Origin of the sequence: Veillonella montpellierensis (assembly GCF_947090115.1) — a bacterium.
Classification (GTDB): domain Bacteria; phylum Bacillota; class Negativicutes; order Veillonellales; family Veillonellaceae; genus Veillonella; species Veillonella montpellierensis.
Genome location: NZ_CAMUMS010000001.1, coordinates 15672 through 41334, shown reverse-complemented (window position 1 = coordinate 41334; position 25663 = coordinate 15672). Strand labels below are relative to the sequence as shown.

The 25663-nt window shown below is 34.5% G+C and carries 23 protein-coding genes and 2 riboswitches; of the genes, 3 read left to right on the top strand and 20 right to left on the bottom strand.

The features are described 5' to 3' along the window. The first annotated feature begins 84 nt into the window (after nt 1-84). Complete coding sequence (gene tpx, locus P6940_RS00170; RefSeq protein WP_277292830.1) at nt 85-600, top strand: thiol peroxidase; 516 nt, start codon at nt 85-87, stop codon at nt 598-600. Between the two features lie 603 nt (nt 601-1203). On the opposite strand, the gene metK is transcribed toward tpx, so the two are convergent. The 3 genes from metK to ilvB all read right to left on the bottom strand — a co-directional run bounded on the left by metK (nt 1204) and on the right by ilvB (nt 5153). Beyond that, the gene (gene metK / locus P6940_RS00165) at nt 1204-2394 is read right to left on the bottom strand and encodes a methionine adenosyltransferase (RefSeq protein ID WP_277292829.1); all 1191 of its coding nucleotides are present in this window, start codon (nt 2392-2394) and stop codon (nt 1204-1206) included. A 49-nt stretch (nt 2395-2443) separates the two neighbouring features. Beyond that, a riboswitch (SAM riboswitch) is annotated at nt 2444-2546 on the bottom strand. A gap of 366 nt (nt 2547-2912) precedes the next feature. Then, complete coding sequence (gene ilvN / locus P6940_RS00160; protein WP_028257682.1) at nt 2913-3419, bottom strand: acetolactate synthase small subunit; 507 nt, start codon at nt 3417-3419, stop codon at nt 2913-2915. Between the two features lie 15 nt (nt 3420-3434). Continuing rightward, complete coding sequence (gene ilvB, locus P6940_RS00155) at nt 3435-5153, bottom strand: biosynthetic-type acetolactate synthase large subunit (RefSeq protein WP_277292828.1); 1719 nt, start codon at nt 5151-5153, stop codon at nt 3435-3437. 490 nt (nt 5154-5643) lie between these two features. On the opposite strand from ilvB, the gene P6940_RS00150 reads away from it, so the two are divergent. Both P6940_RS00150 and P6940_RS00145 read left to right on the top strand, forming a co-directional pair. After that, nucleotides 5644-5928: a glutaredoxin gene (locus tag P6940_RS00150; RefSeq protein ID WP_028257680.1), complete on the top strand. Its 285-nt coding sequence runs from the start codon at nt 5644-5646 to the stop codon at nt 5926-5928. A 682-nt stretch (nt 5929-6610) separates the two neighbouring features. Then, nucleotides 6611-7417 (top strand): basic amino acid ABC transporter substrate-binding protein, encoded by an 807-nt coding sequence (locus tag P6940_RS00145; protein ID WP_052076830.1) that lies wholly within the window; start codon nt 6611-6613, stop codon nt 7415-7417. Between the two features lie 80 nt (nt 7418-7497). On the opposite strand, the gene P6940_RS00140 is transcribed toward P6940_RS00145, so the two are convergent. From P6940_RS00140 to hrcA, 17 genes are all read right to left on the bottom strand, one after another. Next, the gene (locus P6940_RS00140) at nt 7498-8004 is read right to left on the bottom strand and encodes a DUF456 domain-containing protein (protein ID WP_038151557.1); all 507 of its coding nucleotides are present in this window, start codon (nt 8002-8004) and stop codon (nt 7498-7500) included. Between the two features lie 60 nt (nt 8005-8064). Continuing rightward, a complete protein-coding gene (gene thiC / locus P6940_RS00135) occupies nt 8065-9375 on the bottom strand; it encodes a phosphomethylpyrimidine synthase ThiC (RefSeq protein ID WP_277288513.1) in 1311 nt (436 codons plus the stop codon). Nucleotides 9376-9469: 94 nt separating this feature from the next. Beyond that, nucleotides 9470-9577, bottom strand: a riboswitch (TPP riboswitch). A gap of 77 nt (nt 9578-9654) precedes the next feature. Continuing rightward, entirely contained in the window at nt 9655-10419 is a 765-nt protein-coding gene (gene pflA / locus P6940_RS00130; protein WP_277292827.1) for a pyruvate formate-lyase-activating protein, read from the bottom strand. Between the two features lie 137 nt (nt 10420-10556). Continuing rightward, nucleotides 10557-12809, bottom strand: a complete 2253-nt coding sequence (gene pflB, locus P6940_RS00125) for a formate C-acetyltransferase (protein ID WP_277292826.1) — start codon at nt 12807-12809, stop codon at nt 10557-10559. Nucleotides 12810-13168: 359 nt separating this feature from the next. Further along, entirely contained in the window at nt 13169-13912 is a 744-nt protein-coding gene (locus P6940_RS00120; protein ID WP_277292825.1) for an AIR synthase related protein, read from the bottom strand. 104 nt (nt 13913-14016) lie between these two features. Then, the gene (locus P6940_RS00115) at nt 14017-14511 is read right to left on the bottom strand and encodes an ECF transporter S component (protein WP_277292824.1); all 495 of its coding nucleotides are present in this window, start codon (nt 14509-14511) and stop codon (nt 14017-14019) included. 190 nt (nt 14512-14701) lie between these two features. Next, complete coding sequence (locus tag P6940_RS00110) at nt 14702-16603, bottom strand: glutamine synthetase (RefSeq protein WP_277292823.1); 1902 nt, start codon at nt 16601-16603, stop codon at nt 14702-14704. Between the two features lie 144 nt (nt 16604-16747). After that, entirely contained in the window at nt 16748-17194 is a 447-nt protein-coding gene (locus tag P6940_RS00105; RefSeq protein ID WP_028257671.1) for a GatB/YqeY domain-containing protein, read from the bottom strand. A 13-nt stretch (nt 17195-17207) separates the two neighbouring features. After that, nucleotides 17208-17387, bottom strand: coding sequence for a 30S ribosomal protein S21 (gene rpsU / locus P6940_RS00100; protein ID WP_004695751.1), 180 nt, complete (start codon nt 17385-17387; stop codon nt 17208-17210). Nucleotides 17388-17518: 131 nt separating this feature from the next. Then, the gene (locus tag P6940_RS00095; protein ID WP_277292822.1) at nt 17519-17875 is read right to left on the bottom strand and encodes a histidine triad nucleotide-binding protein; all 357 of its coding nucleotides are present in this window, start codon (nt 17873-17875) and stop codon (nt 17519-17521) included. Nucleotides 17876-17889: 14 nt separating this feature from the next. Beyond that, nucleotides 17890-19191 carry a tRNA (N(6)-L-threonylcarbamoyladenosine(37)-C(2))-methylthiotransferase MtaB gene (gene mtaB / locus P6940_RS00090; RefSeq protein WP_277292821.1) on the bottom strand — a complete coding sequence of 434 codons (1302 nt, stop codon included), beginning with the start codon at nt 19189-19191 and terminating at the stop codon, nt 17890-17892. 48 nt (nt 19192-19239) lie between these two features. After that, a complete protein-coding gene (locus P6940_RS00085) occupies nt 19240-19974 on the bottom strand; it encodes an RsmE family RNA methyltransferase (protein WP_277292820.1) in 735 nt (244 codons plus the stop codon). An 11-nt stretch (nt 19975-19985) separates the two neighbouring features. After that, nucleotides 19986-20843: a 50S ribosomal protein L11 methyltransferase gene (locus P6940_RS00080; RefSeq protein WP_277292819.1), complete on the bottom strand. Its 858-nt coding sequence runs from the start codon at nt 20841-20843 to the stop codon at nt 19986-19988. 85 nt (nt 20844-20928) lie between these two features. Continuing rightward, a complete protein-coding gene (dnaJ, locus tag P6940_RS00075; protein ID WP_028257666.1) occupies nt 20929-22083 on the bottom strand; it encodes a molecular chaperone DnaJ in 1155 nt (384 codons plus the stop codon). A 19-nt stretch (nt 22084-22102) separates the two neighbouring features. Then, on the bottom strand, nt 22103-23932 hold the full coding sequence (gene dnaK / locus P6940_RS00070; protein WP_277292818.1) for a molecular chaperone DnaK: 1830 nt from the start codon (nt 23930-23932) through the stop codon (nt 22103-22105). Between the two features lie 89 nt (nt 23933-24021). Then, nucleotides 24022-24561, bottom strand: coding sequence for a nucleotide exchange factor GrpE (gene grpE / locus P6940_RS00065; RefSeq protein ID WP_277292817.1), 540 nt, complete (start codon nt 24559-24561; stop codon nt 24022-24024). A 2-nt stretch (nt 24562-24563) separates the two neighbouring features. Next, nucleotides 24564-25595, bottom strand: a complete 1032-nt coding sequence (gene hrcA, locus P6940_RS00060) for a heat-inducible transcriptional repressor HrcA (protein WP_277292816.1) — start codon at nt 25593-25595, stop codon at nt 24564-24566. Between the last annotated feature and the right edge of the window lie 68 nt (nt 25596-25663).

Below are 25663 nucleotides of genomic sequence, written 5' to 3'. Positions count from 1 at the left end.
TTACTTATTAATTATTCCATGATATACTAAAAACAAATAGTAAGTTATTTGTGAGTATTAATCATACTTTGGAGGAATATAATCATGGAAAAGAGAAAAAATGTAATCACTTTTGTAAATAATCCTATGACATTAGTGGGTCCTGAAGTAAAAGTTGGTCAAAAAGCTCCAGAATTCACTGTATTAGACAATAACCTAGCACCTAAAACATTAGCCGACTATGCTAATAAAATTAAAGTAATTAGCGTTGTACCATCACTAGATACAGGCGTTTGTGATGCCCAAACTCGTTGGTTCAACCAAGATGTTACTAATTTGTCCGACGATGTAGTTGTATTAACTATCTCTATGGACCTACCATTTGCTCAAAAACGTTGGTGTGGTGCAGCAGGTGTTGATCGTGTGGTAACTCTATCTGACCACAAAGATGCTTCTTTCGGTACTGCTTACGGGTTCTTAATCGAAGAACTTCGCTTATTGACTCGTGGTGTTGTAGTAATTGATAAAAACAACACTGTTTCTTATGTTGAATATGTGCCAGAAGTAACAAATGCAGTAAACTTCGACGCTGTAAAAGATGCAGTAGCTTCTTTAATCTAAAATACTTAACATCTAATCATTTCTAAATTATACAGAATTAGGACTGTAGGCATACATACCTACAGTCCTATTTTTTTTCATAAAGCAACGAGTGCTATATAAATGAATCCATCCAAACTTAGTTTCCCATTATATCATTCAATCTTATACTTACTAGGTAACAAATTTTCTCATTTTTTATACTAATGAAAAGCCTCTGATTCCCACCTATACGTATATGTCTATTAATGATAGATATAGTATCTCCTAAAATATAAAGATATCCATTGTCACTTCATAGAAAATATAGGATGTCTATTTATGATGAACCGTACTTTGTATAGTGAATCATAAACATATAAACCATCTTCTTTATGTATAATACAAATTGAATTTCTTTCTTATAGATAAATAAAATGATGTTTCATAGACAAATTGCCTTCTACCCATATACTAACAAATTTGTAATATACATGCATGACAGAAACTTAACTCATATAAGGCTTAAAAATCTCAGTGTATATAAAAAAGCTGTTATAAGAACATATATCTTATAACAGCTTCTTACTATCTTCTTTCAATCGCTGCATACCAAAATACAACTATGATTGACTAATGTGTTAATTATAAACCTGCTTCTTTACGAAGTACATCAGCTTTATCCGTACGTTCCCAAGGAAGATCAACGTCATTGCGGCCAAAGTGTCCATAAGCAGCAGTTTTTCTATAATGCGGTTTTAATAAATCAAGCATATCGATAATACCTGCTGGACGTAAGTCGAAATGTGTATTAACCAATTTTTCAATAACTTCTTCAGGAACTTTAGACGTACCAAAAGTTTCTACTAATACAGATACAGGACGTGCTACCCCAATAGCATAGGCAATTTGAACTTCACATTTGTCAGCTAACCCTGCCGCTACTACATTCTTAGCCACATAGCGAGCTGCATAGGCAGCAGAACGGTCAACTTTTGTAGGATCTTTCCCAGAAAATGCGCCGCCTCCATGACGAGCCATACCACCATATGTATCAACAATAATTTTACGACCTGTTAAACCTGCATCACCATGAGGTCCACCGATAACAAAACGACCTGTTGGATTAATGAAAAATTTAGTCTTTTCATCCATCAATTCACTAGGAATTGCCGCTTCAATGACATATTTTTTCAAATCTTTTTCAATTTGTTCTCTAAGCACTTCTGGACTATGTTGTGTAGAAATAACAATTGTATCAATACGTTTAGGCTTTCCATCAACATATTCAACTGTTACCTGTGTTTTTCCATCTGGACGCAAGTAAGATAAAATTCCATCTTTACGTACTTCCGATAATTTTCTTGATAACCGATGGGCTAACGAAATAGGCATTGGCATAAATTCAGGTGTTTCATTGGTAGCATAACCAAACATCATACCTTGGTCCCCTGCACCAATTTTATCAAATTGTTCCGATTCACCTGTTTTAACTTCTAATGCTTCATCAACCCCCATAGCTATATCACTAGATTGTTCGTCAATAGATACTAATACACCACAAGTATCACAGTCAAATCCATACTTAGCACGAGTATAGCCAATTTCACGTATTGTATCACGCACAATGCGTGGAATGTCTACATAGCATTTAGTAGAAATTTCACCAACTACATGAACTAAACCAGTTGTAACTAATGTTTCACATGCTACATGTGCATTAGGATCCTTTTCAATAATTGCATCTAATACTGCATCAGAAATTTGGTCCGCAATTTTATCAGGATGTCCTTCTGTAACAGATTCAGATGTAAAAAACATATGTTTTTCAGACATTATTTCCTCCTATAATAAAAAAAGCCCTCATATACTCATGAGGGGAAATTCCCCATCTGTCAGCATCTCGCTGTCGGATTTAGCACCGTTTTCAACATTGAAAGGTTGCTGTAGCTTCACAGGGCCTATCCCTCCACTACTCTCGATGAGTTTACGTCTTTACTTATTTTATTCTATTTTTTTATAAAAATCAAGCATATACCCTTTAGTTCATTTATGAATAATACTATGGTCACTCTTCACTAATAATGATAACTCTCTTATATACATGATAAAGTATAATAAATTTCTACAAATGATACATATCTATTGAGTTATCATAGGGTCGTCTATAAACATCAATTATTACTCAATACTTTCTAATTTGTCACTTTTCTAGTCTTCTATTCATCAACATCATAACAACACTGATAAATCATTATCTTGCTCACAAGAAAACTATAGATCTAATAAAAGGTGCTATAGGTCACCTATACTATATCTACATTAATGGTCTTATGGATTAAAATTATATATAGTTACGAATCAGGCACGGACAATGCTTCAATAGCCACACTTCCACCACGCACGACTTCTACTCGATTCACAAATATATTTTTAAACAAACGAATCATATCATTATTTTTTTGTTCCGTTTTAACAGACTGTAAAAGCACCGCTTTTTTATTATAGTCTACTACCAACAAATCAAACGTTTGAGCAATTCTAAAAATCTCCTGTGTGTCGGTTTCCTTACAATTACTTACCTTTATAAATAACAATTCTTTCTTGTGAATAGCGATATCCGTAAAGTCAATAACTTTAATAACTTCTACACTCCGATTTAATTGTTTTATAATCTGCTCAAATGTTAAGTCATCACAAGTTAGTCCAATAGTCATACGCGACATAGTAGCATCTTCTGTTACTCCAACTGTTAATGTGTCTAAATTATAATTTTTTCCTGCAAACAACCCTGATATTTTAGCCAAAACTCCAATTTGATTTTCTACATACGCAGATATACATCGTTTTTTTAAAATCATATGACTTACCTCTTCCTACGCATCAACTAATACCATTTCCTGTAATGATTGTCCTGCTGGAACCATTGGTAATACATTTATTTCTGTATCAATAATGAATTCTAACAAAGTAGGTCCTTCTCGATATGACTCTGCATATTGAAAAGCTTGCTCTATATCTTCCTCTTTTGTAATTCTCATACCTTGTGCTTTATACGCTTTTACTAAGGATATAAAATCAGGTATATATGGCAACCTTTCTTTATCCGTATTTTCTGTAATAATTTCATCTACTGGCAACAAATTTGTACATGCATATCGCTTATCATAAAATAGCTGTTGCCACTGACGCACATTACCTAAATATCCATTATTAAATAAAACAATCGTAATTGGCAATTTCAACATGACCGCCGTTGCCAATTCCTGTAAATTCATCTGAAATCCGCCATCTCCAGTAATAGCAAATACTCGTTTCCCTGAATTTCCCAATTGCGCACCTATAGCTGCAGGAAAGCCATACCCCATTGTTCCAAGTCCACCAGAAGTCAATAGCTGTTTAGCTCGTTTCACCGCTAAAAACTGCGTTGTCCATAATTGATTCTGTCCTACATCAGTAACAACAATATGTTCTGTATAATGTGTATTAATATAAGAAATAACCTTTTCTGGTGTTAATCCCTTAATACTATCTTGTGTAACCGGATACTTGGATTTTAATAATGGCAATTGACGTGTCCAATCAGATACATCAATCGGTTTCATATATGATACTAGCGTTTCAATCGCACTTTTTGCATCTGCCACAATGGGTATATCCACTTTAATATTTTTAGAAATTGATGCCGCATCTATATCAATATGTATAATTTTTCCATGCTGACAAAAGGTATCTAATTTCCCAGTAATACGATCATTAAATCGAGTTCCTATAGAAAATAATAAATCACACTCACCTATCGCAATATTGGAAGCATATCCACCATGAATTCCTACATTTCCTAAGTACAAAGGATGGTCCGAAGGAATAGCCCCTTTTCCCATTAAGGTTGTTACCACAGGTATTCCTGTCATATCAACCAATTGAGTCATTACCTCGTTAGCGCCAGAAATATTAACGCCACCACCCAATAAAAACACTGGCTTATTAGCACTTTCTAACTCATGTATAGCCTTTTTAATTTGCCCCACATGCGCTATAGAATTTGGTTTATATCCTCTAATAGAAATATCATGAGGGTACTCATCGCTTCCTAAAGCAATCTGAATATTTCTAGGTATATCAACGACAACAGGACCTGGTCTACCCGTACGGGCAATATAAAAAGCTTCTTTAAGAATACGCCCTAACTCTTCACGGTTTCGAACGGTAATAGCATATTTACAAATATTTCGACAAATTCCCACCATATCGACTTCCTGAAAGGCATCATTGCCCATTAATTCTAATGGTACTTGTCCTGTAATACATACTAATGGAACGCTGTCGGCATTAGCCGTTGCGATACCTGTTACCAAGTTTGTAGCTCCCGGTCCACTCGTTACTAAACATACCCCTACTTTTCCCGTACTCCTAGCATATCCATCAGCCTCATGTGCTAATGCTTGTTCATGACGTGGTAATATAACACGAATACAATCCTGTTTATATAGTTCATCCATAATATCTATAGTAGCTGCACCTGGATAATTAAATAATGTATCTACACCTTCATATTGTAAAGCACGTACTAAATATGCTGCACCTGTTATCATATATTTCACACTTTCTTACAAAACAATATTTATATATCATATATATAGTTATTAATATAACATTATATAATGATATTCATACATATGTGTTATACATATTACTCCGTTTATACACTGTATGTCAAGGAATAGAATGAACTCATATAATAAACTTCTTTATATATCAAAATTAATAGTTCAGTATGATAAAAATATAAACATTATATTTTGTGATATTTTAATGAAGCAACTTATATACTAATATTTTTGACTGTACTATTATATCGATTAATATATACTATATAGAAAGAATACATATTGGTACCCATACATACATAATAAGATGTACTTATAAAAAAATTAGCAAACAGCCTGATTAAAGAAAATCCTTACTATCATTTCTGTCTTAACAGAAAACACAGACAATATATTGATAACATTGAATATATTATGATAATTTGCTATACTATATATAGAATGATATTACTTTCCAATGAAAGGAGTCTATATTATGAAATCAATTATTGCCTTTGATATGGTAGGTTGTCCTTATTGTGCTAATGCACATAAAGCAATTCAAGAACTTATTAATGAAAATCCTACATTCAAATCAATTTCTATCCAATGGGTCGATGATGCTAATGCTGGTGAGTTATTTAAAACACATCCCTATACATATGTCCCTAATATGTGGTTTGATACAAATAAACAATATGAGGCACATCCAGGTGAAACCTACGAAGAAACAAAGAGCAAAATTAAAACCGTCTTAGAAAATGCACTAAAAGCAATATAAAATTGTATATACACTACCCCAAATGCAGCACCTTCTTTATTTATGATGACATGTAAACATTTATATCATAAATAAGGATGGTGCTTTTTTGTGTCTTTATTTCTATTCATGTCTTGTACGAATCTATGATTATATAGCACTCATAAATCACCTAGGAAAACACCGACTATGAAAGCCCCCTAACTATATCTCTTGTATCAACAAGTCATATCGATTTCAATTCGTAGCTTCTAAATACTATATGATGTTGTATGCATGTAATTAAACATAATAATTATACACACTTATATAATAGTCATCCGTGCAACTATATTCAATACATACTATAACTATCCCAATTTAGAATATAAATACAATTCAGATCACTACAATGGCAAGATGGATTTTACGTCTTATAATAAATCAAATAAGATATTATTACCGACAAAATATAAACTTGATTCGCTTTCCCAATATTATATTATCTAAAACAATCTATGTAGTCTCATTATAATGTATGAAATTCACGAAATAAGAAAATCATTATAGCATCATACTTTTCATACTTATTTATTTTCCTTAGATTTATATTTATTCTTATTTTATGTATTTTTTATTCATTTTTTATTGACTTATTAAAATTAGAAAGTTATAATAACAACATACAAAAAATATTTCGTTAATAGATATTCAAAAGGAGTGCATGTATATGAATTTCAAAAAAATAGTAACCATCGGTATGGTCGCCATGTCTGTCATGGCCGCATTCACAGGTTGTGGATCGTCTAACAATACTTCAAGTACTAACGAGAAAAAGATCATAGTTGGCACTAATCCTACTTTTGTACCATTTGAGTTTAAAGATGAAAAAACGCAAGGCTATGATGGTTATGATATCGATATGATTAATGCCATTGCCAATAAAATGGGTGCTAAAGTAGAATTTAAAAATGTTTCTTTCGATGCTTTAATACCAGCTTTAATGAGCAAAGATATAGATATTGCTGTATCGGGTATGACCATTACACCAGAAAGAAAAAGTAAAGTATTATTTGCAACACCATATTATGAATCGGGACTAGCCATTGTTACTAAATCATCAACTACTACTATTAATTCCATAAATGACTTATCCAATCATACTGTATCTGTTCAGTTAGGTACTACTGGTGCCAAAGCGGCTCACGCCATTAATGGAGCTACTATAAAAGAATTTGATCACAGTAATGAAGCCTTGCTAGAATTAAAAATTGGCAATGTAGAAGCTGCTGTACTTGATTTACCCGTAGCCCAATATTATATGTCCAAGCATCCAGAAGAAAATTTAAAAATCATACCTCTTAATAACAATGCGAAAGAATACTTTGGTATTGCGATGAGTCAGGATAATAGTCAATTACAAAAGGAAATCAATAAAGCAATTGCTGACTTAAAAGCAAGTGGCGAATTCGATAAAATTTACCAAAAATGGTTTAATCAAAACGCCCCTACTGATATGCCTGTAGAATAAATAATTCACACAAAAAAGGAACTAACATTATATGTTAGTTCCTTTTTCATATCAACTCTATAACCATCTATATATTATAGTTAAGAAGCGAAAAAAATCTGTCCTAGGATGTAAACAATGACGCCTACAGCTATAATAAATTTAATGGATATACCCACTAATGTGCCAATCATAGCACGCTTTGCCACTTTATCAGCCACATTACCAGGAGATATATAACTTTCACAAACATAGGTACAAATAAATACACCAATAGCAGCGCCTATGATTGAGCCGACCAAGGGGAACACACTCGTACCGATAAGGCCGCCAACTATGCCACCTATGAAAGTAGCTATATAAGTCCATTTTGATGGTTTATATTTTTTCATACCTAGAAAAGCTGATACAGTTTCAAGCAGTTCTCCCGCTAATAAGACCAATACTACTATAACTGTTGTAGTGATAGATATAATTTGCCAATGCGTAAAGAAAGCCATTAACACTGTCAAAATAATGATACACCAGTTTCCTGGTAACCCTATCAATGTAGCCATTAAGGATATAAAAAACAACACTGCTAATAGTAGGCCTAAAATGATATTCATATTACATTCTCCTCCCTATAAGTCTATTATAGCAAGAAAATATAGATGCGCCTAATCATTCTATAAAATGTCAATATATTCATCGTTTAATGCTTTATTCATACTGCGTACAGCACAGAATTTACCACACATACTGCAAGTATCTGCATGATCACTTTCAGGTGCTCTACTATCACGAATCGCACGAGCCGTATTAGGATCTAAAGCGCATGCATATTGTGCTTCCCAATCTAGTTTTTGGCGAGCTTCTCCCATTTTATCATCAATATCACGTGCATGAGGAACGCCTTTTGCAATATCTGCTGCATGGGCTGCAATTTTAGAAGCAATGATACCTTGTTTTACATCGTCTACATTAGGTAATGCTAAATGTTCTGCTGGCGTTACATAACATAAAAATGCAGCTCCATTCATAGCAGCTACTGCACCTCCGATAGCCGCTGTAATATGGTCATAGCCAGGTGCAATATCAGTAACTAATGGCCCTAATACATAAAATGGAGCCCCCATACAAATAGTTTGTTGAACTTGCATATTTGCCGCTACTTGATTCAATGGCACATGTCCTGGTCCTTCAACAATAACTTGTACATTATGTGCCCAAGCACGTTTTGTCAATTCCCCTAGTCTTACCAATTCTTCAATTTGACACACATCAGTGGCATCTGCCAAGCATCCAGGACGACATGCATCACCTAAGGATATTGTCATATCATATTCTTCACAAATATCTAAAATATCATCAAAGTATTCATAAAATGGATTTTCTTTTCCCGTCATACTCATCCAAGCAAACACTAAACTACCACCACGACTTACAATATTCATTTTGCGTTTGTGCTTGCGAATTTGTTCAATTGTTTTACGCGTGATTCCACAGTGCAATGTAACAAAATCTACACCATTTTCTGCATGAAGTCGTACTACATCAATAAAATCTTTTGCGGTTAATTCAGCCAAATCTTTTTGATGATGAATGACACTATCATAAATAGGCACTGTACCAATCATGGCAGGGCATTCTGTTGTTAATTTAACACGAAAAGGCTCTGTATTACCATGACTAGATAGATCCATAATGGATTCTGCCCCTAACTCTACGGCTTTCATTACTTTTTGCATTTCAATATCATAATCTTTGCAATCGCGAGATACACCTAGATTAACATTAATTTTAGTGCGAAGCATACTACCAATACCTTCTGGATCCAACGAAGTATGATTCTTATTAGCACAGATAACAACTTTGCCTTCTGCTACTAATTGACGAATTTCTTCTACAGGACGAAATTCTTTACGGGCTACTATTTTCATTTGTTCTGTAATAATCCCTTTACGTGCTGCATCCATCTGTGTTGTGTATGAATTCATTTCATTACCTCCTAAAATTTACACTTGTTATCACATGGGTAACGATTAGTTAATCTAAATAAAAACGAGATACCATCTATAGGTATCTCGCATTATTTATAACTAGAAGCTTTTCCTACGTTGGCATTATCCAAATCAGGTCAAGGGTCTAAACCAATCAGTTTACTCTCAGCCGACTTCAGTCAGCTCCCCATCTTTATTATTTTTTTCAGTATACCACACTTTATAAAATTTTAATAGTTTTTTATAACAACAATGAACACTTACTATCTTTTCAGGTTACTTCTTATATCTGCTTACTTTTAATATACGTTCCGCTGTATCAATCTGTTCTTGTGTTGGTGGTTCAACATTTTCTAACGTATATGGTATTCCTAATCGTTCCCATTCATGAATTGCCATAGCATGATATGGCAAGACTTCTACTCGTTCCACTGTATGTAATGTATCTATAAATTCTGCTAACCGTGTTAATCCCTCAATGTCGGTCGTTATGCCTGGCACCAGCACATGACGAATCCACATGGCTTTACCTTTATCTGACAAATACGTAGCCATTTCTAAAATATTTGTGTTCGCTTGTGCTGTCAATTTCTTATGGCGTTCATTATCTATTTCTTTTATATCTAATAAGAACAAATCTGTTAAGTCACATAATGTTTCAAACTTGGAAAAAAATGGCTCATCCCACGTAAAGGGATTTCCCGATGTATCAAGACAAGTATGAATGCCTTTCTTTTTAGCCAATGTAAATAATGCAATGACAAAATCAATTTGCAATAAAGCCTCTCCACCACTCACAGTAATCCCGCCGCCATTTTGCCAGTACGCTTTATACCGTAATGCTTGTTGAAATACATCCTCTGGCGTTCTCCATTGTGCATTTCTATTATCAAATTGCCACGTTTCTGGATTGTGGCAATATCGGCAACGCATGGCACAACCTTGTAAAAATACAATAAATCGTAATCCTGGCCCGTCTACAGCGCCAAATGATTCTGTAGCATTTACTAACCCTTCTATTTCTCTTTGTGTATCTCCCATAGAACCACCTCCTTTTACAATACATAAATAGCCCTGGCGCAAAGCACAGGGCTACTATGTAATTATACTACACACTATATGCTAGTATCCTATAGAAATCAAAATCACATAGTCCTAGTCAAATGTGCCTTCATTCATTACATTCTTTCATGGAATGTTCTGGAAATAACATCCAACTGTTGTTCGCGAGTTAAATTGATAAATTTAACGGCATATCCAGATACGCGAATTGTAAAGTTTGCATATTCTGGTTTATCTGGATGTTCCATAATATCAAGTAATGTTTCTTTGCCAAATACATTTACATTCAAATGATGCGCCCCTTGATCAAAATAGCCATCCATAACATGTACAAGATTTACAGAGCGTTCTTTGTTATCATGACCTAATGCAGATGGTGTCATACTTTGTGTATTAGAAATACCATCTAATGCCCATTCATATGGTAATTTAGCTACAGAGTTCAAAGATGCCAACAAGCCATTAGCGTCAGCATTATAGCTAGGGTTAGCGCCTGGTGCAAATGGAGTCCATGCAGGACGTCCATCTGGTAGCATGCCTGTATATTTACCATAAACTACATTAGAAGTAATGGTCAAAATAGAAGTAGTTGGTTCAGATTCACGATATGTGTGACGACGTTTAATCATAGCTAAGAATGTACGTAACAACCATACACCAATTTCATCAGCGCGATCATCATCATTACCATATTTAGGGAAGTCCCCATCAATTTCAAAGCTTTCTGCAATGCCATCTGCTCCACGAACCACTTTTACTTTCGCATATTTAATAGCCGATAAGGAATCGATGACATGGGAGAACCCTGCAATCCCCGTAGCGAATGTACGACGTACATCAGTATCAATCAATGCCATTTCAGCTGCTTCATAATAATATTTATCATGCATATAGTGAATCAAGTTCAATACATTTACATAAATATCTGCTAACCAATCTAGCATCGGTACAAATTTAGCCATTACTTCATTATAATCCAAATATTCAGAGGTAATTGGCACGTATTTAGGGCCAACTTGTTTTTTAGATTTTTCATCAATACCGCCATTAATAGCATATAACAATGCTTTCGCAAGGTTAGCACGAGCTCCAAAGAATTGAATTTCCTTGCCTGTTTGTGTGGCCGATACGCAACAGCAAATAGAATAGTCATCGCCCCAAACAGGTTTCATAACATCATCATTTTCATATTGAATTGAGCTAGTAGATACAGAAATATAAGCTGCATACTTTTTAAATGGTTCAGGTAATTTAGAGGAATATAATACAGTCAAGTTTGGTTCTGGAGAAGGTCCCATATTTTCCAATGTATGCAAGAATCGGAAGTCATTCTTAGTAACCATGGAACGTCCATCCATACCGATACCAGCCATTTCCAATGTTGCCCAAATAGGATCACCAGAGAATAGTTCGTTGTATGATTTAATGCGGGCGAATTTTACCATACGGAATTTTAATACGATATGGTCAATTAATTCTTGTGCTTCTTCTTCTGTTAACGTGCCTGCTTCTAAATCACGTTGAATATAAATATCCAAGAATGTAGAAATACGACCTACAGACATAGCCGCACCATTTTGTGTTTTTATAGCTGCTAAATAACCAAAATACAACCATTGTACTGCTTCACGTGCATTTTCTGCTGGCTTAGAAATATCATACCCATAGGAAGCTGCCATTTCTTTCATTTGTTTTAATGCTTTAATTTGATCTGCTAATTCTTCACGCAAGCGAATAACAGAATCAAGCATAACGCCACAGCCACAATTAGCTTTATCTTCTTCTTTCCATGCAATTAATTGATCAATACCATATAAAGCAACTCGACGATAATCGCCAACAATACGACCACGGCCATATGTATCTGGCAAGCCTGTTACAATATGACTACTACGAGCTGCACGCATTTCTGGAGTATATGCATCAAATACAGCTTGATTATGTGTTTTATGATATTCATTAAAAATTTTATGAAATTCAGGGTTTGGCTTATCTCCGTACATTTCTAATGCTTCTTCTGCCATTTTAATACCACCATATGGCATAAATGCACGTTTTAATGGTTCATCTGTTTGCAAACCCACTACTTTTTCTAATTCTTTATGAACAGGATCAATATATCCTGGTGCATGAGAGGTAATACTAGATACTGTATTAGCATCTTGTTTTAATACGCCACCATTTAACCGTTCTTGTTTTTGTAATTCTTGTACTTTTGTCCATAATATATTAGTAGCTTCTGTAGGACCTGCTAAAAATGATTCATCCCCATCATACTGTGTATAGTTTGTTTGGATAAAGTCTCGAACATTACATTCTTCTTTCCATAAACGACCATTGAAATTATTCCATGCTTTGTGTTGTAACATATGATTCGTTCCTCCATATCGGATATATAATAACTATTAGAAAAACAAATTATAAAATTTCCGGTACTTATCCGATTCACAGTATATGATTAGCAATAATCATATTGTCAGACTTCTTACTTTGATTATATATTTATATGATAATTACTGTCAATATAGTTACTGCGATTTAACGGGTATATTCCCATAGATATATCAAATAATCCTTATATCTATTGGAATATCAAGGATTATATAAAATAGGAACAATAAGTAGATAAAAAACGCATGGTAAATAATAATTATTATTAACTATGCGTTTTGATATATTCAGTATATATAAAATATTTTTATACGTATCTATATAATACTATGTATTCTCATTTTACTGTAGCAATATAATATGCATTAGGAAAAAATTTTAAAAAATTATTTTTATTTTTATGTGGCACTACTACCAATACACATGTAGCTGGTCCTGCACTAGTTGACAAGAATGTATCACTCAATGCCTCATTAAATAGGAATGTTTCATGAGAGCATTTTTTTGTAGCCTTTGTTAACGAGAAACATTCTTCTCGAATCCCTTGCGATCCTACTGGTATAATTTCTTTCACAAAATCAATTTTTTGCAAAGCATATATATCATCATAGGTAACAATAGACTCTAATTCATCAATAACCGCTTGTCCCACTAAGGGCTTACCCACACAATATATACAATCACTTGCACGTATGGTAGACGTAGAATACTCAGTAGAATTAATAATGCCCATGCCGGTAACACCTACGCTAGTCGATGTAGGTACCATATTTTCTTCTGAACTACCATTAATTTCAACATTAGAAAGTTTAGCTAATGTTATTTCCTCCCGTATTCCCTGTAAAACAGCCTGCCCTACCGTCTCAAAATGATTCCCCACTAAATTAGTTAATAGAATGGGCGTCGCCCCAAATGCTAGTAATTCAATTAATACAACGCGAGCCGCATAGGCGCCTACCATAGTGTATGGCACCTTCAATAAATCATGCACCGCTTCTCCAATTCCTGCTGACATATCACAAGCTATCACCATAGATTGATTTGTTCCAACAGGTATAATTGTTAAATCTCTATATTTCATATGCAATCACTTTCATGTATTTGACTATATATTCACACTTATACTATACATTATATCTGATAGTATAAGTGATATATACTAAATCAATCGATTTCTCAGTAGAACTATTTATATAATTTCTTTGACAGAATAATACACAATGCTATGGCGGCAATGCATAAATTGGTAATTGCAGCTATAGAAAGTGGTACGAATAAAATCCATAGTGATACATGAAATACTTCATCCATAATAGCTAAACCAATAACTACATTAATGAAATAGGCGACCACAGAGGCAAGAAAAATTCCCAAAAAGCGATACCTATCTTTAAAGTAATTTCCTATAATGCTATAAATAGCACAACTTACAATCATAATACAAGCTACTGTACAATGAACCGGTATTGATAATGGAAAACCCACTAATAGAGCAGATATCATATGTGCGATGCCACCAAGTAAAGAGCCTATCCAAGGCCCTAATAAAATCGCACCAATAAATGCTGGTGCGGAATCTAACGCGATGGATCCCATAATTTTTATATTAGCCCCAATAACAGCTAACGCTAATAGCAATCCTGCTAATGCTATTTTTTTTGTAGTAATACTTTCCTTCATACTATATCAATCCCTTTCTAATCGATTATTGTATAGTGCATCAATGTATATTTTATACTACCATTAATCTAACTAATTGACCACTAAAAAATAAACTGCCATACAGTACAAAGACCATATGGCAATTTATTTTGTGTACATATACTTAAGTCTTAATTAATATGTTCCTACCTACTAGTATGGTAGTAGATCAAAAAATATTTTTACTATAATTAGCATACTTAGCTTCTAATTTTTCCATGCATGCATTCATTTCCACTTGAAGATCAGAAGCTATATCATACTTCCCAGTGCCTAATGCATCTGTTAAGCGAGTAAATAAGGATTGATTTGTTTCCGTATCTTTTGCTAAATAGTATCGTAACTCATTAACTTCATGCCATGCTGCATCATCAATAGCATTCGATTCATTATGCAATTTCACACATTTACGCACTATCTCTAAATTAGTAGGAATCAAACGGTTAGCTAACACTAATCTCCAACGTTTTAAAATAGAAGCGATAAAGGAATCCATCAAATCTTTTGGGAATCCTCCACCTAATGATAAGGCCGCCACTTTATCAGGATGGTCTGTATAGCCCTTCACATTTTCCCATACAGTAGCTGGTGGAACACCAAACATTTGATTTCTTTCTTCTGCGGTATAATCTTCAAAAACATCCTTTTCAGTGCGATACGCTCTATCTGTTTCTAAATAATCAGCTACGTCACCTGGTGCTTTTGATAATTCTGCTTCCAATTGAGCCCTTGTTTTTCCTGATTCTAACGCATATTTAATACCATCGAAAGCTGCCAAGAAAATAAGCGCTAATGCGGTATATGTATTAGTATATGGGTTAGGAGAACGTAGCTCATAACGAGTTGCCATAGGATTATCTAAATCGCGAATTAACCCACAAAGAATTGTTCTATTGCGACTTGGAACATCTGGTCTAGTACCTAAAGAAGTAACAATACAGATAGGTGCTTCAAAACCTGGTTTTAACCGATTTAATGAATCAGTGGTAGAGCTAATGAATGGATTAATTGCTTCATAATTTTTCAATAGGCCCATAATAGCCCCTAAGCCAGGAACTGATACAGCCTCTTCTCTCATATTTTTTGGAGAAAACAAGTTAATGACTTTACCATTTTTTAATTTAGCCATTAAGCCAAAATGAGTATGTTCCCCAGATCCAGCTACTCCAATAATTGGCTTAGCATTAAAGGTAATATCCAATCCGTTTTCCCGGAATACTTCGCGAACAATAATACGAGCCTGTAATTCATTATCTGCAGTTTGCAATGGATGATTCGTAAATTTCCAGTCAATTTCTAATTGTTCTAATACATAATCAATATGTCCATCATCACCAATTTTACCTTTAACGCCACCAACTTCTTTATGTCCCATTTCAGCTTTCATGCCATATTGATCAAGACGTTCTACAGCTTGTTCTAAGGCAGTTCTAACAGCACCATGTGTTCGTTGCCAATATTGTTCTTGTAGTTTTTGTGATGTAGATAGCTCTTTTTTCGCAATACCAATAGATGGTGTTTTTACCCAAAACTCTAATTCTGTAGCTGATGTGAATATAATATCTTCTACATCAGCCGCTTTAAAATGATCTAGCCCTGGAATATCATGTTTTTGAAAGAGCTTTAACATTTCGGCTTTTACATAGTCACAGCTATTTTTTAAAATAGCACGAGAATCAACATATCGGTTACAATGCATCAAAAATGCTGGAATACGAAGTGTTCCTACAGGTAAGCCTGTTTCTTCATCCATATGTTCATAATTGTAGTCAATAAACCAATTAACACTTGGGTCTCCCCACATATCAACACGAGCATTATTTAAAGTTGCAATATTAGTTAATACTACAGATGATCCATCAGTTTGAACCGCTGTCCCTTCAAAAAAAGATTCATAATCTTTAAAGAATGCACTTATAGGAATCTTTTCATCTGTATCATTTCCTGCTAAGTCAATTCCTACTAATGACACAAATTTAATTTCTGGGTGTTGTTCCAATAAAGCCAATACACCTTCTTTTCCATATTGACCAGCAGGAATATAATATAATAATTCTGTAGACATAACCATATCCTCCTTATACTAACAACGCTTTTTTCTAATATGACAAAAAAGACTTCCCATACAGTAATATATACTGTATCGAGAAGTCTTCATTGACTATTATTATCTTTGTAGAAAGAATATCACAAATTACATTCTTTGTCAACAAATTTATTTGGCAAGCATTTCTTTTACAATATCACTTACCAACTTACCATCAGCTTTACCTTTTGTGCTTGGCATAACATGACGCATAACATTGCCCATATTGACATCATCACCACATGCTAGTATTGCTTCAGCTACAATTTTACGGATTTCTTCTTCCTCTAATTGTTTAGGTAAATAGTTAGCTAATACATCCATCTCTGCTTGTGTTTGTAAAACTAAATCCTCACGGCCACCTTTTTTAAACTCTGCTAACGAGTCATGACGACTTTTCATTTCTTTAGCAAGTATAGTGATAACACCGTCATCATCTAATTCTATTTTTTCATTGATTTCTGTATTTCTAATGGCACTGTTAACCATTCGGATAACAGAAAGAGCTACTTTGCCAGCTTCACGAGCTTTCATAGCTTCCTTCATATCAGTTTTTAATTGATCTTTTAAGGACATACTTCCTCCAAGATTATGCTCTGAATTTGCGTTTACGTGCTGCTTCAGATTTTTTCTTTCTTTTTACGCTTGGTTTTTCGTAGTGTTCACGTTTTCTTACTTCAGACAAAACACCCGCTTTTTGGCAGGAGCGTTTGAAACGGCGAAGAGCACTTTCAAGCGTTTCATTTTTACCGACTTTGATTTCAGACATCTATATCCCTCCCTCCAAATTTTACTAGGGAAGTGCAGGTATTTTATATACGCACATAAGATTATTATAATGACTTTATTAATATTTGTCAATATCCATCTAATGATAAATAGGGTAATTTACTAGACTCATCAAGGGTTAGGCCATGATAACTCTTCTCCACCAAGCATGTGTGCATGCATATGAAATACTGTTTGACCTGCCTTTTCACCAGTATTAAAAATTAGACGATAGCCATCCTTAGAAATTCCTAATTTTTTAGCTACTTCTTTGGCAAATGATAAAATTCCTGCTATATAGTCAGCATTATTTTCATTTAAATGAGCTATATTAGAAATGTGATTTTTAGGGACAATTAACACATGAACTTTAGCTACGGGATTTAAATCATAAAATGATAAAAATTTATCATTTTCTAACACCTTTTTAGTTGGAATTTCGCCATTAATAATTTTGCAAAAAATGCAATCTTCTTTACTATGAAGCATATATGCCTCCTATATTACGATTCAATAACAACATAATTATCATCAATTGATACCACAGTTCCACCAACAAGGTCACCTATTGTATACGGTGTGGAACCTTTTTTTATTTTACCATGAATATACTCATTCGTTAAGCCTTTATACCAACCATCTTCTTCTTTTTCAATGAGAATTTCTGCTTTTTTACCAATTCGAGATGATGCATATTTTTGAAAGCCTTCTTCACTTAAATGATTTAAAATAGCCACTCTCGTTTTTTTTACAGCTTCAGGTACTTGATATGGCATATCCGCAGCAGGTGTTCCTTTTCTAATCGAATACGGAAAAGCGTGAATATGAGTAAATCCAATTTCTTTTACTGTTTTTATCGTTTCTTCAAAGTCCTCATCAGTTTCTTGTGGAAACCCTGCAATAATATCTGTTGTAATTGATATATCAGGAATTTTAGAGCGCAACCAACTAATTAATTTCTTATATTCATTCAATGTATAGTGACGTTTCATCAATTGTAATACATGATCCGACCCTGCTTGTAATGGTAAATGTAAATTAGGACACACTCTTTTATTGGTAGCCATCAAATGAACCAACTCATCGGATACTTCAACAGATTCAATAGATCCAAAGCGAATACGTCTCAATTCTGGAATATCTAGTAATGCTTTAACCACATCCGCCAATGTTGGTCTATCAGGTAATTCTATGCCATAATTTCCCAAGTGAATACCGGTCAAAACAATTTCATGATACCCATGATTTACCAATCGCTTAGCTTCTTGTACAATATCATCAATCCGTCTTGATTTTAACTTTCCCCGTGTATAGGGAATAATACAAAAGGCGCAATAATTATTACACCCTTCTTGTATTTTCATAAATGCTCTCGATTTATTAGACTCGTCCCCTAATAATGGCATTTCTTCAAATGTAGCTTGTTCCATAATATTTCGAACCGCATTAATTTGTTGTTCTGTTACATCAATTTCTTCTATCAGTTCTACAATGCGATGTCGGTTATTTGTACCAATTACCAAGCTAACACCTTCGATAGCTGCAATAGCATCTGGATCGAGTTGTGCATAGCAACCAGTAACAATAATGCGGGCTGCCTCATTAGTTCTCTTAGCTTTTCGAATTAGCTGACGTGATTTACGCTCTCCCATATTAGTAACGGAACACGTATTAATGACATAAATATCAGCTACATCATCAAAGGGAACAACCTCATATCCTTTTTGTAAGAACAAACCTTTCATTGCATCTGTATCATATTGATTCACACGACATCCTAAGGTAGTAAAGGCAACTGTTTTCATCGTATTTTTATGACATTTCATCCAACTATCATAGACTCCTTTCTACTATTATAGATTCACTTCATATGCTATCATTGCCGTCGCTGCTATGGCAGCTGTTTCTGCTCTAAGTATATTATGCCCCAAACTAACAGGCTGGACTCCATATTCTACTATATGTTCGATTTCATTTCTAGTAAACCCACCTTCTGGTCCAATAAATATGAGAATACGCTGATTATCCTCTTGTTTGTATAACTTTTCTGACAAAGCTTCTTTTAAAGTAGTTCCTTTTTCATCTTCATAGGCAACAAAACAAATTGAATGAGTTTCTCCTGCTAAGATAGTATCAACAGACATATCCACCACTAGATTAGGCATTTCATAACGACCACATTGTTGTGAGGCTTCTTGTATAATTTTTTCCCATCTTTGTTTTTTAGTATGTAGTTTTTTTCTATCATACTGAGCTACACAATTAGCAGTGCTTGTTGCATAAATCGTACCTACATTTAATTCAGTTGCTTTTTGCAAAACCCAATCAAATTTATCGCCTTTCAAAAAGGATTGTACTAACACGATTTGATGCTGACTAGACTCTACCTTTTGGTATTCGATTATCTGCATGACTGCACGTCCATCAACTTCTTCTAAAAACTGATATAATCCATGATTCCCATTTTTATCTGCAACGATAATAGGTTTCTTAAAGGGATGTCGCAATACATGTAATACATGATGTGTAGTTTCTGTAGGTAATATGATCGTATCCTCTAATAAAGAGGAAATAAAAATTTTTTTCATAATTATTTCTCTTATGTCATCAATTGTTCTAATACAAACGTATGCCAAGATCCATTAACATCCTCTGCTTTGATACGCCAGTGTCGTTTAATATACGGCATGATTTCATCATAACGTTCATCAATAATACCACTAATAATTAATATACCATGAGTCGACAATTTACGTCCTATAACAGGTAGTAATAATTTTAATGGATCCACTGTCAAATTGGCCATGATTAAATCGGCCGTACCTGTAAAATCACTGTCCAAATCTCCACATATAATATGAGCTAGTACGTTATTCTGTTTACAATTATGTTGTGCTTGCTCCACTGCCGATGCATCAATATCAATGCCCACTAAAGTAGGAATTCCTAACTGATGCGCAATGAGTAATAAAATTCCTGTGCCTGTTCCAATATCTAAGCACGTTGTAGCATGTTTTCCATATATATTCATTAGTTTAGCACATGATCGTGTTGTTTCATGCGCTCCTGTGCCGAATGATAATTGTGAATCTATTTCTATAACTTTATCATTAGGCCTTATATCATATGATTTCCACGCTGGTTTAATAATGATATTAGGTAAAATTTCTGTAGGCTCAATATATTGTTGCCAACTTGTATACCAATCTTGTTCATCGATAGTAGTTACCATAATTGATTCAACAGAGATATGCGCGTCTTTCAATATGCTTTGTATCTCATCGATCCATTCGTCTTCCGATTTACTCATATTACCATATAATTTTAACATAATTAAATCAGAAGAATCAGCTACTTCTTCTTCAACAATTCCATTATCTGTATAGTCACTAAAAAGAGTAGTCACCTCATCGGTGGCTACTCTTTTTACAGTAATGGATATTTCAATCCATTTCATACCTACTCCTTCATAGCATTGATTCATTGAGTATTAGCACTTTATAATAACACTCTATGAATCAATAGTTATAAATAAGATTTGTTTATTTAAAAACATCTTTAATTTTATCCATCAATGTTTTACTAACTTGTAAGCCATTAACGTCTTCATGTCCTTCATGAGCAAATTGCAATAACAACTCGCGTTGCTTATCTGTTAGTTTCTTTGGCGTTTTCACATTCACAATAATATGTTGATCCCCACGACGATTCATATTACGTAAATATGGAATACCTTTGTTTTTTATTCTAAATGCTGTCCCGGTTTGAGTTCCTTCTGGTATTTTTAATTCTACTTTACCATCTAACGTATTTACTTGAATAGTAGCACCTAATGCAGCCTGTGCAAAGGTAATATCTGCATGACTAATAACATCATTGCCATTACGTTCAAACTCTTTATGAGGTCGAACATAAATATATACGTATAAATCGCCCTTAGGTCCACCTAGTATACCTGGTTCACCCTCATTAGCAACACGTAATCTAGATCCACTATCTACACCTGCTGGAATCTTAATAGTGATTTTTCGCTTAGCTACGACTTCTCCACTACCATGACATTTAGAACAACGTTTTTCAATATTCTTACCACTACCATGACAAGCACTACATGTGCGTGCCGTTCTCATTTGTCCAAACGGCGTATTTTTAATCACTGTTTCTTGACCTGTACCATGACAACGTGAACAAGTAGTTACTTTTGTGCCTGGTTCACCACCTGTTCCATGGCAATGATCACATTCTTCATGGCGATTAACTTCAATAGCCATTTCTTTGCCAAAGGCAGCGTCTTCAAAGCTAATATCTACATCTTGACGTAAATCAGCCCCTTTTTCTGGTCCACGCTGTTGTTGACCACCACCGCCAAAGAACATATCAAAAATATCACCAAAGCCACCAGCTTGTCCGCCGAAGCCACCAAAGCCTTGTCCAAATCCGCCTTGGAACCCACCAGCTGATGCTCCACCTCCTTGCGTAAAAGCATCATGTCCAAATTGGTCGTATTGAGCCTTTTTAGTATCATCGGATAACACTTCATAAGCTTCATTACATTCCTTAAATTTATCGGCGGCTTCTGGGTTATCTTTATTTACATCAGGATGGTATTGGCGCGCTTTTTTTCGAAACGCTTTCTTTATTTCATCTTGACTAGCATCCTTGCTGACACCCAAGATTTCATAATAGTCTCTTGCCATCTAGTACCGACCCTTCTTATTATTTTTTATCATCATCGACTACAGTATAATCTGCGTCAACTACATTATCGTCTTCTTTTTTAGTTTCTTCTTGTGCAGCGCCATCTCCTGCAGCTTGTGCTTGTTCATACATTTTTGTAGACAATTCGTATAAAGGTTTTGTTAATTCTTCGCTATCTTTTTTAATTTGTTCAACATTACCTGCTTCGATAGATGCTTTTAATTTGTCTTTTGCAGTCTTTACTTGTTCCATAATAGCTGCATCGCCTTTACCTTCAAAGTCTTTCAAAGCTTTTTCTGCTTGATATACTAGAGAATCTGCATTATTTTTAACTTCTAATTCTTCTTTTTTAGCTTTATCTTCAGTAGCATGCGCTTCCGCTTCTTTAACCATACGATCGATTTCTTCTTGTTGTAATCCGCTAGAAGATGTAATAGTAATTTTTTGTTCTTTTTGAGTGCCTAAATCTTTTGCTTTTACATGAACGATACCATTCGCATCAATATCAAAAGTTACTTCAATTTTAGGTACTCCACGTGGTGCTGCAGGAATGCCGGTTAATTCAAAACGGCCTAATGTTTTGTTATCATTAGCAAATTCACGTTCCCCTTGCAACACATGAATATCAACTGATGGTTGGTTGTCAGCTGCTGTAGAAAATACTTGCGATTTAGAAGTTGGAATGGTTGTATTTCTATCAATAATACGAGTAAATACACCACCTAATGTTTCAATCCCCAAAGACAATGGTGTTACATCAAGTAGCAATACATCTTTAACTTCCCCTACAAGAACACCACCTTGAATAGCTGCGCCTACAGCAACACATTCATCAGGATTAACATTCTTAGTAGGTTCTTTACCAAGTACACGTTTAATAGCTTCTTGAACTGCTGGAATACGAGAAGATCCGCCTACAAGCAATACTTTATCGATTTCATTAACTGATAATCCAGAATCGGCTAACGCTTTTTTAGTTGGTTCAATAGTTGCTTCTACTAAATCAGCAGTTAATTCTTCAAATTTAGCACGAGTTAAGGTTAAATCTAAATGTTTTGGACCAGTTGCATCAGCTGTGATAAATGGTAAGTTAATTTGAGTACTCAATGTACCAGATAACTCAATTTTAGCTTTTTCTGCTGCTTCTTTTAAACGTTGGTCTGCCATTTTATCATTGGATAAGTCAATACCAGATTCTTTTTTGAATTCAGAAATTAACCATTCCATAATACGATTATCAAAATCGTCACCACCTAAATGGTTGTTACCGCTAGTAGCTTTTACTTCAAATACGCCATCACCTAATTCAAGGATAGATACGTCAAATGTACCGCCACCAAGGTCAAATACCAAAACTTTACCATCTTCATCTTTATCAACACCATATGCTAATGCAGCTGCTGTTGGTTCATTAATAATACGCAATACTTCTAAGCCAGCGATGGCACCAGCATCTTTAGTCGCTTGGCGTTGTGCATCTGTAAAATAAGCAGGAACTGTAATAACAGCCTGTGATACAGTTTCTCCTAAGTATGCTTCAGCATCGGCTTTAATTTTTTGAAGCACCATAGCTGAAATTTCTTGAGGTGTATATGATTTACCTTCTACAGTTACTTTGTAATCACTACCCATATGACGTTTAATAGAAGAAATTGTGTTTTCAGGGTTAGAAACCGCCTGACGTTTAGCTAATTGACCTACTAAACGTTCTCCATTTTTAGTAAAACCAACTACAGAAGGAGTTGTACGAGCCCCTTCCTGATTAGCAATAACGACTGGTTCGCCGCCTTCCATTACTGCTACACACGAATTTGTTGTACCTAAATCAATACCAATTACTTTTGCCATGTTACATGACCTCCTATGATTATCTATTCTCCTAAATGAAGTAAATTATATTCTATAAGTCTGTATTTATATCATAAATACGCACTTAGTTAAGCATTATTAACAACTTTTACCATTGCTGGTCGAATACAACGGCCATCTACCGTATAGCCAGTTTGTAACACTTCACAAACTGTATCATTTTCATATTCTTCAGAATCTACTCGCATAACAGCTTCATGCAAATTAGGGTCAAACGGTTTACCCACCGCTTCGATTGCCTCTAACCCTTGCTTAGATAATATATCCATCAAATTCTGATGGATCATAATAAACCCATCCAAAAATACTTTTACATCTCCATTAGCAGGCACTGCAATAGCTCGTTCAAAATTATCTAAAATAGGTAATATATCTTTTAACACTTCGCCTTTTATGAATCCAGAAAGTTGTTCTTTCTCTTGGTTAGTACGTCGTTTAAAGTTTTCAAAATCAGCTTGTAAACGTTTATACCGATTATCAAAGTCAGCTTTTAAACTTTCAATATCTTCTTCCAATGTAGTCGGTGTTTCTTCCACTACCTCTTCTTGAGGTTTTTCTTCCATATGTACTGTTTCATCATGAGTTAAATTTTCTTGTTCCGTCACCATCATCACCTCTTTGTTTGATCATCTTTCACAATTGAATCTATTAATTGTTGCATATAAGTAAGGATACCTATAATTCGTCTGTATTCCATACGTGTAGGGCCTAAAATGGCTAATGTTCCCACGTGTTCTTTAGGCGAATTAAAGTCAGCCTGTATAACACTCATATCTCGTAAGGACTCATTGCTATTTTCACTACCAATCTTTATATTAACAGGCGACGATTCTGCATTATCACGATTAGAAAGCAATTTACTCAATTGTTCTTGTTCTTCCACTAATGACAAAATTGGTTGTACTTTGTCAATATTTCTAAATTCTGGTTGCTGTAATAATTCGGTCGTCCCCACTGTATAAAACAATCGTCGCTTAGAAATGGCACGATACAAAGTATCAACCATAACTAATAAAATACGTCTTGATCCATCAATGGTTGAAATGATAGCAAGTAGATTTTCTTTTGTAATATCCCGTAATAATATATCTTGTAAAGCATTACTAAATTGAGTTGCCGTACTCTCAAGTACTTCCACATTTACAGGTTCATCAAAATACATTAATTCATTATCCAAGGCACCTGTATCAGTTATGACTACCATAACTGATTTATGTAAATCTAACGGTAACACATGAATATGACGCACTGCTGATGAGTCATGAGTTGGTGCTAAAAAAACACTCATACTATGACTAATCTGTGATATTAGTTTGGCCACACTCTGAAAAAAATCAACGCGATTAATACCTTGACGTTCCCATAATTCATGTATCGATGCTACATCTTCACTAGAAATAGTATTACGATTCATAGAATCAATATAATATCGATACCCTTTTGATGATGGAACCCGTCCTGCTGATGTGTGTGGTTGTTCTAAAAAACCAAGTTGTTCTAAGTCATACATTTCATTACGAACCGTCGCCGGGCTAATACCTAAGTTATAATTTCTAGCTAATGTCCGTGATCCAACTGGCTCAGCAGATTTAATATAATCTTGTATAATAGCTTGTAAGATGCGTTTTTTTCTATCATCCATATAGTACACCTCACTTATTAGCACTCTCTCAAGTTGAGTGCTAACTACATGTATAATATTATCACAGT

Coding starts and splice junctions, on each gene's coding strand:
- rpsU (WP_004695751.1), bottom strand. CDS start 17,387: ATGTCTGAAATCAAAGTCGGTAAAAATGAAACGCTTGAAAGTGCTCTT.
- ilvB (WP_277292828.1), bottom strand. CDS start 5,153: ATGATAACAGGTGCAGCATATTTAGTACGTGCTTTACAATATGAAGGT.
- hrcA (WP_277292816.1), bottom strand. CDS start 25,595: ATGGATGATAGAAAAAAACGCATCTTACAAGCTATTATACAAGATTAT.
- mtaB (WP_277292821.1), bottom strand. CDS start 19,191: ATGAAAACAGTTGCCTTTACTACCTTAGGATGTCGTGTGAATCAATAT.
- grpE (WP_277292817.1), bottom strand. CDS start 24,561: ATGGTGACGGAACAAGAAAATTTAACTCATGATGAAACAGTACATATG.
- P6940_RS00095 (WP_277292822.1), bottom strand. CDS start 17,875: ATGCTTCATAGTAAAGAAGATTGCATTTTTTGCAAAATTATTAATGGC.
- P6940_RS00150 (WP_028257680.1), top strand. CDS start 5,644: ATGAAATCAATTATTGCCTTTGATATGGTAGGTTGTCCTTATTGTGCT.
- P6940_RS00120 (WP_277292825.1), bottom strand. CDS start 13,912: ATGAAATATAGAGATTTAACAATTATACCTGTTGGAACAAATCAATCT.
- dnaK (WP_277292818.1), bottom strand. CDS start 23,932: ATGGCAAAAGTAATTGGTATTGATTTAGGTACAACAAATTCGTGTGTA.
- thiC (WP_277288513.1), bottom strand. CDS start 9,375: ATGAATTCATACACAACACAGATGGATGCAGCACGTAAAGGGATTATT.
- tpx (WP_277292830.1), top strand. CDS start 85: ATGGAAAAGAGAAAAAATGTAATCACTTTTGTAAATAATCCTATGACA.
- P6940_RS00110 (WP_277292823.1), bottom strand. CDS start 16,603: ATGGTTATGTCTACAGAATTATTATATTATATTCCTGCTGGTCAATAT.
- pflA (WP_277292827.1), bottom strand. CDS start 10,419: ATGGGAGATACACAAAGAGAAATAGAAGGGTTAGTAAATGCTACAGAA.
- P6940_RS00115 (WP_277292824.1), bottom strand. CDS start 14,511: ATGAAGGAAAGTATTACTACAAAAAAAATAGCATTAGCAGGATTGCTA.
- ilvN (WP_028257682.1), bottom strand. CDS start 3,419: ATGATTTTAAAAAAACGATGTATATCTGCGTATGTAGAAAATCAAATT.
- P6940_RS00080 (WP_277292819.1), bottom strand. CDS start 20,843: ATGAAATGGATTGAAATATCCATTACTGTAAAAAGAGTAGCCACCGAT.
- P6940_RS00085 (WP_277292820.1), bottom strand. CDS start 19,974: ATGAAAAAAATTTTTATTTCCTCTTTATTAGAGGATACGATCATATTA.
- dnaJ (WP_028257666.1), bottom strand. CDS start 22,083: ATGGCAAGAGACTATTATGAAATCTTGGGTGTCAGCAAGGATGCTAGT.
- P6940_RS00140 (WP_038151557.1), bottom strand. CDS start 8,004: ATGAATATCATTTTAGGCCTACTATTAGCAGTGTTGTTTTTTATATCC.
- metK (WP_277292829.1), bottom strand. CDS start 2,394: ATGTCTGAAAAACATATGTTTTTTACATCTGAATCTGTTACAGAAGGA.
- pflB (WP_277292826.1), bottom strand. CDS start 12,809: ATGTTACAACACAAAGCATGGAATAATTTCAATGGTCGTTTATGGAAA.
- P6940_RS00105 (WP_028257671.1), bottom strand. CDS start 17,194: ATGTCCTTAAAAGATCAATTAAAAACTGATATGAAGGAAGCTATGAAA.
- P6940_RS00145 (WP_052076830.1), top strand. CDS start 6,611: ATGTATATGAATTTCAAAAAAATAGTAACCATCGGTATGGTCGCCATG.